General features: G+C 71.4%; 14 protein-coding genes. 4 read left to right on the top strand and 10 right to left on the bottom strand.

Features of this window, described 5'->3' with window-relative positions; all coding sequences use genetic code 11:
- The first annotated feature begins 136 nt into the window (after positions 1-136).
- The 3 genes from OP04_RS34965 to OP04_RS34975 all read left to right on the top strand — a co-directional run bounded on the left by OP04_RS34965 (position 137) and on the right by OP04_RS34975 (position 1,875).
- Positions 137-637 (top strand): SigE family RNA polymerase sigma factor, encoded by a 501-nt coding sequence (locus tag OP04_RS34965; protein ID WP_033344278.1) that lies wholly within the window; start codon positions 137-139, stop codon positions 635-637.
- Positions 634-1,401 carry a hypothetical protein gene (locus tag OP04_RS34970; RefSeq protein WP_051799557.1) on the top strand — a complete coding sequence of 256 codons (768 nt, stop codon included), beginning with the start codon at positions 634-636 and terminating at the stop codon, positions 1,399-1,401. The genes OP04_RS34965 and OP04_RS34970 overlap by 4 nt, the downstream gene beginning before the upstream one ends.
- A gap of 66 nt (positions 1,402-1,467) precedes the next feature.
- Complete coding sequence (locus OP04_RS34975) at positions 1,468-1,875, top strand: VOC family protein (RefSeq protein ID WP_033344194.1); 408 nt, start codon at positions 1,468-1,470, stop codon at positions 1,873-1,875.
- Positions 1,876-1,946: 71 nt separating this feature from the next.
- Here the strand turns inward: OP04_RS34975 and OP04_RS34980 are convergent, their stop codons facing one another.
- From OP04_RS34980 to OP04_RS35000, 5 genes are all read right to left on the bottom strand, one after another.
- The gene (locus OP04_RS34980) at positions 1,947-2,492 is read right to left on the bottom strand and encodes a GerMN domain-containing protein (RefSeq protein WP_033344195.1); all 546 of its coding nucleotides are present in this window, start codon (positions 2,490-2,492) and stop codon (positions 1,947-1,949) included.
- Positions 2,489-3,778: a HAMP domain-containing sensor histidine kinase gene (locus OP04_RS34985; protein ID WP_085067026.1), complete on the bottom strand. Its 1,290-nt coding sequence runs from the start codon at positions 3,776-3,778 to the stop codon at positions 2,489-2,491. The genes OP04_RS34980 and OP04_RS34985 overlap by 4 nt, the downstream gene beginning before the upstream one ends.
- A gap of 71 nt (positions 3,779-3,849) precedes the next feature.
- Entirely contained in the window at positions 3,850-4,530 is a 681-nt protein-coding gene (locus OP04_RS34990) for a response regulator transcription factor (protein ID WP_033344196.1), read from the bottom strand.
- 202 nt (positions 4,531-4,732) lie between these two features.
- Positions 4,733-5,467 (bottom strand): STAS domain-containing protein, encoded by a 735-nt coding sequence (locus OP04_RS34995; RefSeq protein WP_051799559.1) that lies wholly within the window; start codon positions 5,465-5,467, stop codon positions 4,733-4,735.
- 34 nt (positions 5,468-5,501) lie between these two features.
- Positions 5,502-5,801, bottom strand: a complete 300-nt coding sequence (locus OP04_RS35000; protein WP_051799560.1) for an STAS domain-containing protein — start codon at positions 5,799-5,801, stop codon at positions 5,502-5,504.
- A gap of 1,228 nt (positions 5,802-7,029) precedes the next feature.
- Here OP04_RS35000 and OP04_RS35005 point away from each other — a divergent pair.
- The gene (locus tag OP04_RS35005) at positions 7,030-7,443 is read left to right on the top strand and encodes a PPOX class F420-dependent oxidoreductase (protein WP_033344197.1); all 414 of its coding nucleotides are present in this window, start codon (positions 7,030-7,032) and stop codon (positions 7,441-7,443) included.
- 54 nt (positions 7,444-7,497) lie between these two features.
- Here the strand turns inward: OP04_RS35005 and OP04_RS35010 are convergent, their stop codons facing one another.
- From OP04_RS35010 to OP04_RS35030, 5 genes are read right to left on the bottom strand one after another with little or no spacing between them, the layout of a single operon-like run.
- Positions 7,498-9,003, bottom strand: coding sequence for a cation:proton antiporter (locus OP04_RS35010; protein WP_033344198.1), 1,506 nt, complete (start codon positions 9,001-9,003; stop codon positions 7,498-7,500).
- On the bottom strand, positions 9,000-10,280 hold the full coding sequence (locus OP04_RS35015; RefSeq protein ID WP_033344199.1) for a Gfo/Idh/MocA family protein: 1,281 nt from the start codon (positions 10,278-10,280) through the stop codon (positions 9,000-9,002). Before OP04_RS35015 ends, OP04_RS35010 begins: the two co-directional genes overlap by 4 nt.
- The gene (locus OP04_RS35020) at positions 10,277-10,996 is read right to left on the bottom strand and encodes a cupin domain-containing protein (protein ID WP_033344200.1); all 720 of its coding nucleotides are present in this window, start codon (positions 10,994-10,996) and stop codon (positions 10,277-10,279) included. The genes OP04_RS35015 and OP04_RS35020 overlap by 4 nt, the downstream gene beginning before the upstream one ends.
- A complete protein-coding gene (locus tag OP04_RS35025; RefSeq protein ID WP_033344201.1) occupies positions 10,993-11,904 on the bottom strand; it encodes a DUF6807 domain-containing protein in 912 nt (303 codons plus the stop codon). The genes OP04_RS35020 and OP04_RS35025 overlap by 4 nt, the downstream gene beginning before the upstream one ends.
- The gene (locus OP04_RS35030; protein WP_033344202.1) at positions 11,901-13,004 is read right to left on the bottom strand and encodes a Gfo/Idh/MocA family protein; all 1,104 of its coding nucleotides are present in this window, start codon (positions 13,002-13,004) and stop codon (positions 11,901-11,903) included. The genes OP04_RS35025 and OP04_RS35030 overlap by 4 nt, the downstream gene beginning before the upstream one ends.
- Between the last annotated feature and the right edge of the window lie 50 nt (positions 13,005-13,054).

Here is a 13,054-nt window from a genome sequence, read left to right on the forward strand (position 1 = left end):
ATTCTTGGACAGCGGGATGCTGCCGCAGTCCATGACGGGTGGGTGGCCGCGAAAGTTGCCGGGGGTCTCCGGCAACCTTTCCGGATGCTCAGCCGTATCAGGCATGTGAACACCCCCCGCAACACGGACGGTGATCGTGCCCAGAGGTGACGACGAGTTCGTGGAGTTCGCACAGGTGGCCTGGAAACGGCTGGTCCATGCCGCGTACCTGCTGACCAGCGACCACCATCGGGCCGAGGACGCGGCGCAGACGGCGCTGGCACGCACCTACGCGTCGTGGTCACGGGTGCGGCGTCAGGACGCGTATGCGTACACCCGGCGGATCTTGGTCAATCATCTGACGGACGGCTGGCGGCGGCCCATTCGGGAACAGCCGCACAGTGACGTGCCGGATCGGCCGGCTCCGGGCGACCTGGCCGACCACATCACCCGGCGTGACTGGCTGGTCAGCGCGCTGCGCACGCTCGCGCCCCGGGAACGCGCGGTGGTCGTGCTGCGCTACTACTTCGACCTCTCCGAGGCCGATGTCGCCACCGAGCTCGGCATATCGGTCGGCTCCGTGAAGAGCATGGGCGCCCGCGGGCTGGCCCGGCTCCGCCTGCACACCGATCGCGTCTCTCCAGGAGCCACCGGATGAACGAGCACGACCTGATCCGTCACGACCTGCAGGCCGACGCCGACCTGCCCTACGGCGCGCCCGACCTGGACGCGATCATGAGGACCGGCCGGGGCCTCCGCCGCCGGCGCACGGCCACGGCCGTCTCCGCCGCCGCGCTGGTGCTGGTGACCGTGACCGGCGTGGCGCTCACGATCGACCGGCCCACTGCGGGCAACGGCACGGTGACGCCGGTCGCGGACGCTCCCTCGGTCGTCACGACGACACCGGAGAGTCCACCGCCGACGCCGGAACCCACACGGGCGACGGCGGCGCCGATCCCGGAGCAGAACTTCCGGACCGGCCTGCAACTGGACGGTGGCGGCGAGCTGGTGATGCGCGTGCACGCGGTCGAGCACCCGCAACTGCCGCAGACCCGGTTCGGGATCGCGGCCTGCCGGCTCGACAGCGGCGGCGCCACTCAGGTCTTGATCGTCACGAACGAGACCGACGTCTCGGACGTCGCGCCCGGCTTCCACGCGATCGAGGCCCCGATGAACGTCAAGGACACCCTGGTCCCCGAGTTCGGCTACTACGCCGGCCCGGCGGAGCGGATCACCGGCGTCGTGCCCGGTGCCGGCACCGTCGAGGCCGGCACGGCCGTCGCCAAGGTCGCCGGCACCATGATCGTGCTCTTCTGGTTCGACCCCGCCGTGACCGGCCCGGAGCCGGTCGCGGACCTGCGCGCGCTCGACGAGAACGGCAAGGATCTGCCGGGCGGCGACACCCGGGCCGGCCGGGGCTGAGCGATCGTCGGCGCGGCGCGACGGGTGTGCCTAGGCTCGACGCGTGGGCCGACGAAGGAGAAGATCATGAACTGGACGCTTGAGGTCGTCGTCGTGCCGGTGTCCGACCTGGACCGGGCCAAGGAGTTCTACGCGGAGAAGCTCGGCTTCCACGTCGACCACGACAGCACGTTCGGCGAGAACGCGCGGATCGTGCAGCTGACGCCGCCCGGCTCCGGCTGCTCGGTGGTGATCGGCCGGGGCGCGGTGCCGGAGATGCCGCCCGGCTCGCTCAAGGGGTTGCAGCTGGTGGTCCCGGACCTCCGCGCGGCCCACGCCGAGCTGGTCGCGCGCGGCGTGGAGTGCAGCGACGTCCAGGTGCTCGGACAGAACCCGCACCCGGTCCCGGACCCGCTGGACAACGTCGGCTTCGTCTTCTTCAGCGACCCGGACGGCAACGGCTGGGCCGTACAACAGATCTCGAGCCGCTCATGACGTCGCCTCCGCCTCGCTTCCCCGCCGACCTGAGTTCAGGCGCTGTGTCGATGATTCGCTCGCACGCTCACTCATGACGCGATCAGGTCGTCGTAGTCGACGATGGTCAGCGGGCCGTCCGACAGCGACAGGTCCGCGCGCGGCACACTGAGCGGCTCGCCACCGCTGGTGAACCGCACCGTGCCGATCTCCGGCCGCGTCGTCAGCGTGCACACGATCTGCCCGAACGCCAGCACCTCGTCGCTGCGGTTGCCGTGCTCGGCCCAGTCGCCGATCTCCACGGTCGCGGCCGCGCCCTCCAGCGACAGCCGCGGCGTGATCCCGGTGCCGGCCAACGCGCTGGTGTAACCGTCGGCCTGCTCCCCCGCGTTCGGCCCGCCGAAAAGATCCAGAAGCTGTTCCGCAGGGGTACGGGCGGTGGCGACCCGCCGCAGCGTACGCGCGATCTTGTCGTCCTTGACCAGGCACAGCCGCTCCAGCGCGGAACCCACGCCGGGCGCGGTCGCGGTCCCGGACCGGTACGGCCGCGGGTTGTCCGGCTCCCGCGGCGCATCGTCCAGCGGGATCCCGCACCCGGCCAGCAGTAACACGGACGCCGCGGCCAGCATCTTCTTCATAGGCACCCCGGCAGGTCGATCCGGAAGCGGGCGCCGCCGCCGGGACGGTCGTGCACGCTCGCGGTCCCGTCGTGCGCGGACGCGTGCTGGGCAACCAGCGCCAGGCCGAGCCCGGTCCCGCCGCCGTCCGCCCGCGACGAGCTCTGCGACCGGCCGCGCACGAACCGGGTCCAGATCAACGGCTTGTCCTCCGGGCTCACGCCCGGCCCCTCGTCGTCGACCTCGATGCGGCACCGGTCCGTACCGCCGGTCAGCCGCACCGCGGTGGCGCCTCCGCCGTACGAGGCCGCGTTGTCCAGCAGGTTGTCGAACAGCTGCCGGATCCGCCGCCGGTCCACCGACCAGACGACCGGGCCGTGCAGCACCGCCACGATCGCCGGGTCCAGCCCGTGATCCCGGCAGGCCTGCCGGGCCAGCTCCGCCACGTCCACGTCCTGGCGGTCGGCCGGCTGGTCCGTGCGGGCCAGCTCCAGCAGGTCGTTGACCAGCCGCTGGAACCGGTCCACCTCGGCCACGACCAGCCCGGACGCGAGCGCGGACCGCTCGTCCAGCGCGTCCCGGCGGCGGTCCAGCACACTGGCCGCGGCCGCGAGCGTCTGCAGCGGGGACCGCAGCTCGTGGCTGACGTCCGCGGCGAACCGGCGGTCCCGCTCCATCCGCGCGGAGAGCTGGTCGACCATGTGGTTGAACGAGTCGGTCAGCCGCGCCAGGTCCGGCTCGGTGGCCGGGTCGAGGCGGGCGAAGTGCCGTCCGGCCGTGATCTGCTGGGCCGCGTCGGCCACCCGGATGAGCGGGCGCAGCACGTACCGGGTGGCGTTCCAGCCGACGAACGCGCCCGCGCCCGCGGTGCCGAGCGCGACCAGCGTCAGCACCAGCGCCAGGACCTGCAGCGTGCGCTCCAGCTCGTTCATCGAGTCGATCTCGTAGAACACGTCGCCACCGGCCAGCGGCACGGCCACCACCAGCGCGGGGCCGCCGTCCGCACGGACCATCTGCACGCCGACCCTGCCGTCCGCCGCGTGTTCCTGCAGTGCGGCCGGGATCGCGTCGGTCAGCCCGGTGTCCGCGCTGCGGGCATGCCAGTGCTTGTCCAGCTGCAGGACGGCGCGGCGGCTCTCGCCGGTGTCGAGGGAGCGCAGGACCGTACCGATGTCGGGTGCGGGGTTGTTGTTGACGCCCGCCTCCACGATCGCGGCGTCGTAGTAGGCCGCGCGCACCGCCGTGGCCTCCCGTTCCGCGATCAGCGACTGGCGCACCAGCTGATACGACACCACGGCCATCGCCATCGACAGCACGAGCGCGCCCGCCGCGAACCCGGTCGTGACCCGCGCCCGCAGCCCCGCGCGCCCGACCCAGCTCACGAGGGCAGCAGCTTGTAACCGAGTCCGCGCACGGTGACCAGGTGCCGAGGCGTCCCGGAATCCTTCTCGATTTTGGCGCGCAGCCGGCCGATGTGCACGTCGACCAGCCGCTCGTCGCCGCCGTCGTAGCCCCACACCCGCTGCAACAGCTGCTGCCTCGACAGCACCCGCCCCGCGTGCTCGGCCAGCTCGCACAGCAGTTGGAACTCGGTGCGCGTCACGGAGACCGGCTCGCCCCCGACCCGCACCTCCCCCGCCTCCGGCAGGATATGAAGATCACCGAAAGCCAGCACGGGTACGGGATCGAGCGTCACCGGCCGTGCCCGGCGCCGCAGCGCCCGCAGCCGCGCGGACAACTCCTTGATCGCGACCGGCTTCACCACGTAGTCGTCCGCGCCCGCCTCCAGCGCGGCCACGATGTCGTGCGTGTCGTCCCGCGCGCTGACCACCACGATCGGCACGTCGTCGACGCGGCGCAGCTGCCGGATGCACTCGAAGCCGTCGATCCCCGGGAGCATCAGGTCGACCAGGACGGTGTCCGCGGCCTCCGCGCGCTGGGCCGCCAGCCCCTCCTCCGCGGTCGCGGCTCCGCGGGCCGTGTAGCCCTCGTCCTCCAACGCCATCACCAGTGACAACCGGATCCGGTCGTCATCCTCGATCACCAGGACTCCCGACATGCTCCCCATCATGCCCGGACCGTTCCGGGGCCGCTGTGGAGACACCCGCGTGCGGGGCCTGAACCAGGACTCCCGCACGCGGGTGCGGCCGGCCCGCCGGCACCGTGGCTCCCGTCTGGGGGGAGGAGTCGAGCCACGGCACCGGCGGGGTGATCATCTTTCGGATGCTTCATGGCATTGGCTTCCCGGACGTGTGACGGTTTCATGACGACCGTTGTTTCGGCGTCTGCTTCGGCTGGCCGGGCGCCTGAAACGGCGACTGTGCCGCCTGACCCGGCCCGCCGGGCGTCTCGTGCGGCCGGCCCGGTGCGGCCGGCGGCGGCTTCGGCCGGCCCGGCGTCTGGGCCGACGCCGGAGGGTGGGCCGCGAGCCAGGTCAGCGTGGACGGGAGGTCGCCGAACACGGGCAGCGCGTCGTCCAGGTGCATCGTGTGCAGCACGGTCAGCACGAACCGGCTCGGCGCGGCCAGGCACAGGTGCCCGCCGCGCTTCCGGGCCCGCACATGCCCGCGGACCAGCACACCGAGCCCGATCGGGTCGACCAGCTGCACCGCGGCCAGGTCCAGCACGGTGTTGCGGTGCAGCGCGGCGGCCCGGCCCAGCGCGGCCTGCATCGTGGACACCAGCAGCCGGTCGATGTCGCCGGTCACCTCCACGATCGCGGCGTGCCGGTCCTGCCGCAGCACGACGTCGCGCGGAATGTGCTTGCGCACCGGCCAGGTCGCGCCCGCCGACGGCTCCCGCAGCTGACCCACCACACAGCCCGGACAGGTGTGCTGCCCGGTGGCGAACGGCGATCCGGCCCAGCCCTGATCCGTCAGCAACGGCCAGACCACCTCAAGATCGCGCAGATGGTCGGCGCGACAGCTGAGCACGTCCCCGCAACGATCGCAGATCAGGTCGATCATGTTGGCGACCTGCCCCGGCACCGCGGTCATGGCAATCCACCCATCGTCGGCCGTGCGTCGATCGTCAGCTCGCGTCGATCTGCAGTACCTTCGTCGCGTGCGCGATCTCCAACAGGCGCAGCACCCGCGCCGTGGGCCGGCGTAACGCCAGCCGTCCTTCGCTGCCCCAGAGGCGACGGTGCGTGCTGAGCAGCAGTTCGATTCCGGCCGCGTCGATGGCCGGGCATTGTGCGAGGTCGAGCACCAGCCGTACGGGCCGTTGCGCGAGCGCCTGCTCCAGCAGCATCTGCACGGCGGGAAGGCGGTGGCGCACCAGCTCGTGAGTGATCGTCAACTCGATGAGGGCGGCCTGCCCGACCTGCATCCCGGCCTCCCGTTCGCCACGACTCCACTCCACTCAGGCTGCCGGGACCGTTTGACGGTGCACCGGCCAATATATGTCAGTTCCGTGACGATCGCCGCGCTGCGGCGCCCGTGTCGCACCATCACATCGCTGTCGTGGCGCACATTCCGCGGAATCGCCGCAATCTCCCCCTTCCGTGCGACCCACGTGCCGCGCTCGTGCACCACCAGCACGCGTTTCGCACCGCCGGCACGTGCCTCATACCGCCAGCGCGCGCTCGGCGGCGCGACGCGCGAGTTTCGCAGCACCACACATACCTCGCACCGCCGAGTACGAATCGCACCGCCAAGCACACGCCTCATACCGCCCGCGCGATACCGCCCGCGCGCCTCACACCGCCGCCGCGATTTCGACGCATCGAACCGACCGGTGACGCGTTCGCAGCCGGGCAGCCCGCACACCGCTTATGGCATCCTAGGAGGCTAGCCTCATTGGCCAGCCGACCCGGCGCCACCGCCGGGGAACGGCATTCGGCCGCACAGACTCTGGCTCACGCGACCCGGAACCGGCACCAACGCGCAAGCGGGGTTCCGGAGTCTCGGCGCGCCGCCCACCCTGTGACTTTCGTGCCGCGGGCCGGTCGCGGTCTCCGGTCGTGATCATGACGGTATGTACGTTTTCCACGCTTCGAGCGTGTCGAAGCGTGGAAAACGTACATACGACGGGCGATCTCGCCAAGTGCACTTCAAGATCAAGATTTAGTTCATCTTCCCGCTTCCGGCGTGGTCCGGCAGCGTTGCTCCCGCGGGCAAACCTCGCGTCGGGCTCCGCCGGCGCTCCGCACGACGCGAGGAGCCGGTCACGCCGTGGTCCGGCAGACCCGAAGCGGGTACCCCGCAGGCCGCCAGTTCCCCCGTCGGCACCGCACGCCCGATATTTCACGCCATCGCAGCCCACCAGAGTATCGATCTTGATCCGGCGCGAGCACCGCACCGCCCGTGGATCACTGACTGTCGCGAGAACCAGGTCAGCGAGGGCGCCGCGACCCGGTTTCGCGACAGTCAATGATCGGCACCCGGCACGCCGCCCAAGAAATGGCGAAATTTCGGGCACAGCGTGGCGTCGCATGGCGTCGCATGGCGTCGCATGGCGTCGCATGGCGTCGCATGGCGTGACCCGCCGTGAACGGACGATGGGCGCGTGCGCGGATATGATGCTCGTGCAAATAATCTGTGGCAGGATCGTCGGCATGAGTGTTGTTCCCGAGAGTCACGCTGATCTGCTGGAGCGCCCGGTCTTCGCGCACCTCGCCACCGTCCGGCCGGACGGGTCGCCGCAGTCGAGCGTCATGTGGTTCGACTGGGACGGTGAGGTCATCCGGATGACGCACACCAAGACCCGGCAGAAGTTCCGCAACATCGAGAAGGACCCGCGCATCGCGCTGTCGCTCGCCGACCCGGAGGACCAGTACCGGTTCCTCGAGGTCCGCGGCGTGGTGGAGAAGATCGAGGACGACGACGAGGTCGCGTCGTTCTACAAGGGCCTGCAGACGCGGTACGGCATGGACTACCCGATCCCGGACGCGAACGTGCGCGTCATCTTCACGATCCGCCCGACCGGCTACGTCGCGGTCAAGGGCGGCAGCGTGGTCGCCCGCAGCTGAGGCCCGGTGATCGGGGCGCCCCAGGACGCCCCGATCACGGCCGGCAGCGACGTCCTACCTCGGGCTCGCGCTGGCCTGCCGCAGGTCGATCTCCTCGATCAGCTCGCGGGCGACCTCCTCGGACAGCCGCCGCTCGCTCATCTGCACCAGCACGGCCGCCCGCTGCTCCTCGAAGCCGAGCCCCGAAAGCTCCCGCAGGGCCGTCGTGCGCATCTCCTCGCGCGCGGCCCGCTCCCCCGCCACGTCGAACTTCAGCGCCCGTGCCAGCCACCCGATCGTCGTCCCCTGGATGAGCAGCGTGCCGAGCGTGACGATCAGCGCGATCGCCTGGATCGCGTCCCGCCCGGGGAACGGCTCGCCGGACGACGTCACCTCCGGGATCGCGGCCGCGGCGGCGAGCGTGAGGATGCCGCGCATGCCGGTCCACCCGGCCAGCAGCGTCTCCCGGTGGGTCGGCGGGTCGACCGGCAGGCCGCCGAAGCGCTGCGCCCGCCGGTCCATCGCGGCGCGGTAGCGAGGGTCGCGCTCGCGCCGTGCCGCCCGCCGGCGGTGGCGGAGCATCCAGCGGCCGAACAGCCCGTACACGCCGACGATCCGGACCACGATCGCGGCGAGCAGCAGCACCCCGGCCGCGACCAGCACGCGGGTCAGGCCCGGCTCCTCGGAGGACGCGAGATCCTCCAGCACGAACCGCAGCTGGAGCCCGATGTACGCGAAGACGAACGTCTCCAGCAGGAAGTCCAGCACCGGCCAGACCTCGTTCTCCTGCACGCGGGTCCGGGAAGCGCCCGGGTACTGGTGCTTCGGGTCGAACGTCAGGTTCGTGCTGACCGAGAACGCGGCCATGACCACCGCGAGGATCCCGGACGCGTGCACCTGTTCCGCCGCGAGGAACGCGGTGAACGGCAGCAGCAGGACCAGCGCGGTCTCCAGCGTGGGGTGGTGCAGGCGCTTGCGTACCCACAAGGTCATGATCGCGAGCAGTGCACCGATGCCGAGGCCCAGCCCGGCCGATCGGATGAACTCCTGCACGCCGCCGCCGAACGTGGTGTGCTCGCCGTCCACGGCCGCGATCGCGATGCTGAACAGCGTGAGCGCGGTGGCGTCGTTGACCAGGCTCTCGCCGGTCAGCACGGAGGTGGCCCGCGCCGGCAGGCCGATCTCCTCGCCGTGCGAGACCGTGGTGATCGTGTCCGGTGGCGCCAGCACCGCGCCGAGCACGAACGCGGCCACGCCGATCGACGGCAGCAGCCAGGTCGCGATCACGCCGAGCGCGCCGGCGGTCAGCACGACCAGCACCACGCCGAGCATGATGATCGGCCGCAGGTTGCGGCCGAAGCTGGAGAACGAGGTGCCGCGCGTCGCGGAGTAGAGCAGCGGCGGCACCACGATCGCGAGGATGACCTCGCTGTCCAGCTCCAGCCGCGGCATGCCGGGGAGGAACGAGGCGGCCGCGGCCAGCGCCACGATGAACATGCCGGGTTCGAGACCCCGGCGGCGGGCGATGGCCGCGACCGCGATTCCGGCGCCGGCGATCAGCAGGATCTGCACACCATTCACGCGGACAGGCTAGTGCCTTCGTTGATCAGCGTGACCGGCTGTCCGGACGTGGCGGACCGGTTCGCGGCCACGCCGGTGAGCACGCTGCGGATGCCGTCTCGATATCCGGCCTGCCGCGCGAGCGGGTCGCCGGACGGCCCGCGGAACACGTCGTCCAGCAGCAGCTTGTCGCCGCCGCCGTGCCCGCCCGAACCCCTGATGATCGGCACTTCTTCGATCTTGCCCCACTGCTCCTGCACGGTGAGCTTCTCCCACGAGGAGTCGCCGGCGTGCAGGCCCGCGCTCGGGTCGATGGCCGCGTTGAGCGGCGTCCAGGCGCGCTCGCCGACCTCCAACTCGATCCGGCCGCGCGTGCCGGTGAACGCCACCCGGTAGCCCTCGAACGGGCTGTACGCGGTGAGCGAGTAGGTGAGCACGGCCCGGTTCGCGTACCGGACCAGCACGGACATGGTGTCGTCGATGGTCACGCCGGGTGCGAACACGTCCTGGTCGCGCACGTAGCCGTCCTCGTGCTCCGCGTCCAGGTAGAGCGCCTTGAGCCGTGGGTCAGCGGAGGCGTCCAGCAGGAACGGGTCGGTGCCGAGGCCCGGCGCGCCCTTCGCGCGTGGCGGCCGTTCGTCCGAAGCCCCGGCGCCGGCCGCACCGTAGAAGCGGAGCGCGGTCTGGGCGAAGACCAGCTCCGGGTGGCTGGCCAGCCACCAGTTGACCAGGTCGAAGTGGTGCGTGGACTTGTGCACCAGCAGGCCGCCGGAGCTGTCCCGGTCGCGGTGCCAGCGCCGGAAGTAGTCGGCGCCGTGCGCGGTGTCCAGCGCCCACTCGAAGTGCACGGCCGTGATGTCGCCGATCCGCCCGGACGCGATCAGCTCGCGCACGGCCGAGTTCCGCGGCGAGTAGCGGTAGTTGAACGTGACGATCAGCTTGCCGCGGGACTTCTCGGCCGCTTCCGCGATGCGCGCGCAGCTCTCCTCGTCCACGGTCAGCGGCTTCTCGGAGACCACGTCCAGGCCGGCGTTGAGCGCGGAGACGACGTACCGCGCGTGGGTGGAGTCCACGCTGGTCACGATCAGCACGTCCGCCTGCTGCAGCACCTCGGTCAGACCCTCAGGACCATACGTGGGTACGGGCGAGGGCAGCCTCGCGTTGTGGTAGTCCATCCGGGTCTGGTTCGTGTCGATGAACGCGACCAGCTCACCGGTGTCGGACCAGTCCCCGAGCAGCGCGTCCACGTACATCTGGGCACGATGCCCGAGTCCGGCGATGGCGTAGCGGCGGGTCACAGCGGTCCTCCGGGTTGCTCGGGGTTCCTGGTGTCGTGGGTGCGCAGCCGGCCGCACATGCCCCAGCCGGCGGTGTCGCTCTGCGGCGCGGACAGCACGCCGCCGTCCCGCAGATGCGCGGGGTCGCCGGAATCAAGGGCTTTCAGAATCTCGGCGGTACGGGTGGTCTGCGCCGCGACCGTGGTCTGCCAGATCTCGCGCCAGGCGGGGACGTTCGCGCGGACCAGCTGCACGGCGGCGGCGTAGAACGCCTCCAGCGGTGCGAAGTCGCCGTCCCGCGCCGCCTTGGTGAGCGTGGCGAAGCCCTCGACGGCGAGGTCCCGCCGGCGCGCCACCGCGTCCTCGCCTGGATCCTGCAGCACGGCGGCCTTTTTGTAGGACTCGACCGACTCCAGGATCTCCGGCGGGAACGTCATCACCGCGTCGCCGGCCTCGGGCAGGCCCGCGTTGGACATGATGACCAGCACCTGGAGGTCGCCGTGGTTGACGGCACGGTGGATGACGCCGGGCGTGAACCAGACCGTGTCACCGGTCTTCAACGGCGTCTCCCGGAAGCCGGACGTGTCCAGCGTGTGCAACGCGCCGGTGCCGCCGGTCACGACGTACGCCTCGGTCGAGGCCGTGTGCAGGTGCGGCGTGCCGCCGGACAGACCGTCCGCACAGGATCCTGTGTAGACGGTCAGCCTGCTGAGTGAGGTGCCACCGGGGAAGGTCATGAGCCCGCCAGCACGGACCGGCCCTGGTCGGCCAGCTTGTGCGTACCCTCGTCGCCGTGGTCGCCGGCGGCGATGACCACCGCGTAGCGGAACGTGAGCGTCGCTCCCGCCTCGAACGGCAACTCCTCGCTGAAGAACGGCGCCGGGCAGAGGCAGGCGAACTCCTCGCTGCGGGTGAACCACTGCGGCGGGTGCTGCGGGTTCCGGACGTCGTCGACCATCACGATCGTGGAGGCGCGGCCGGTCTCGTCGTGCTTGCCGCGGTAGGCGAACCACTCCGCGCGCGTGCCGCGCAGGTTGTCCGCGCCGACGCCGTCCGGCGACTGCGCGGTGCCGTTGGTGAAGCTGCGCGGCCCGCGCCAGAACAGGCCGCCGTAGCCCGCGTTCTCCCGGCCCTTGGTGGTCGGCGATCCGATGTGGAGCGTGGCACCGGAGACGTTCGTCATCGCGGTCTCGAAGACCAGCGACCAGCTCACGTCGTCGAGCAGCGAGACGGTCAGCGAGCGGGTCTCGTCCACGACCGGCGCGCCCTGCTGCGACGTCCAGTCCAGCCGGTGGGTGAGCGCGGCCGTGTCGCCGTCGACGGTCAGCCGGGTCATGTCCCGGTGCGCGGCCGTGCCGTTGTTCTCCTGCTGCACGTAGAACCGTCCGTGCACATAGGTCGGTCCGCCCCAGAAGTTGTGCTCCCCCAGGTGCGGCAGTGACCAGGCGATCCCCTTGTGCCAGACGTGGTCGTGCGGGCGGAACAGCGAGACCAGATCACCGTCGAGCGTGCGGATCGGGTGCAGGTACGGCTTCGGGGACTCCAGCTGCACCGTGTCCGGCACGTAGACGTAGGTGACGATCGGGACGTCGCCCGCGGTGATCGTGACTTCCCTGCCGAGCTGGTGGTCGACCTTCAGACTCATGCGGTACGGATTCCTTCCCAAGGAGCGGGGACACCGTTCATGCGGAGGGCGAAGGGGTCGTCGGGGCCGATGTCGCCGGCCGTCACGGGCGCGCCGGTGAACGCGGACTTGTAGAGCGCCGCCACGAACTCCATGGTCCGGCGGGTGTCCGCGAGCGTGACCGGCAGTGGTGTGCCGGCGTCGAGCGCGTCCAGCAGGTTCTCGAGCTGGCCCGCGTGGCTGCTCTCGACCGTGCTCGGGTCGGCCTCCCACAGCGTCTTCACCTCGTCGGCGCCGGCCGCGGGTGTGACGGTCCAGTTGTCGTCCGTGTAGCCGTAGAGGTGGTCCAGCTCCACGGTCGCGCGCTCGTAGTCGAAGCGCAGCGCGGACACCTGCCGCGGCGAGACCACGGAGTTGACCACGGACGCGAGCGTGCCGTCCGCGAACGTCACCAGCGCCATCGACACGTCCTCGGTCTGCACCTGGTGCCGCGCCCGGCGCCCGGCCACCGCGGTGACCTGCTCCCACGGCCCGAGGATCGACAGCAGCAGGTCGAACTGGTGGATGCCGTGGCCCATGGTCGGGCCGCCGCCCTCGGTCGCCCACTTCCCGCGCCACGGCATGGCGTAGTAGTCGTCGTCGCGGTACCAGAGCGTCTCGCAGGTGGCCAGCAGCGACCGGCCGAGGTGCCCGGCCGCGGCCAGCTCCCGCAGCCGGACCGCGCCGGTGCCGAAGCGGTGCTGGAACACGGTGGCGACGTGCCTGCCGGTCGTGGTGCTGACGGCCGCGATCTCGTCCAGCTCGGCCAGCGACAGCGTCGGCGGCTTCTCCACCAGCACGTGCGCCCCGCCGCGCAGCGCCTCCACCGCGAGCGGCGTGTGCGTGGACGGCGGCGTGCACAGGTGGACCAGGTCCGGGTTCTCCGCGGCCAGCAGCTCGGTCAGGCCGGGATAGGTGGCGGGAACGTCCCACGCCTGGGCGAACGTGCGGGCGCGGTCCACGTCGAGGTCGACGACCGCGGCCAGCGTGACGCGGTCCGGGTGCGCGCGCAGCGCCTGGGCGTGGGCGGCCGCGATCGCGCCGGTGCCGACGATCGCCGCGCGGTACGGGGTCTGGGTCATGTCGCTCCCGTGCTAGCGGTGGGCCGGGATCGGGCCCGGCCCACCGTGTG

Source organism: Catenuloplanes japonicus (assembly GCF_000717135.1).
GTDB classification, from domain to species: domain Bacteria; phylum Actinomycetota; class Actinomycetes; order Mycobacteriales; family Micromonosporaceae; genus Catenuloplanes; species Catenuloplanes japonicus.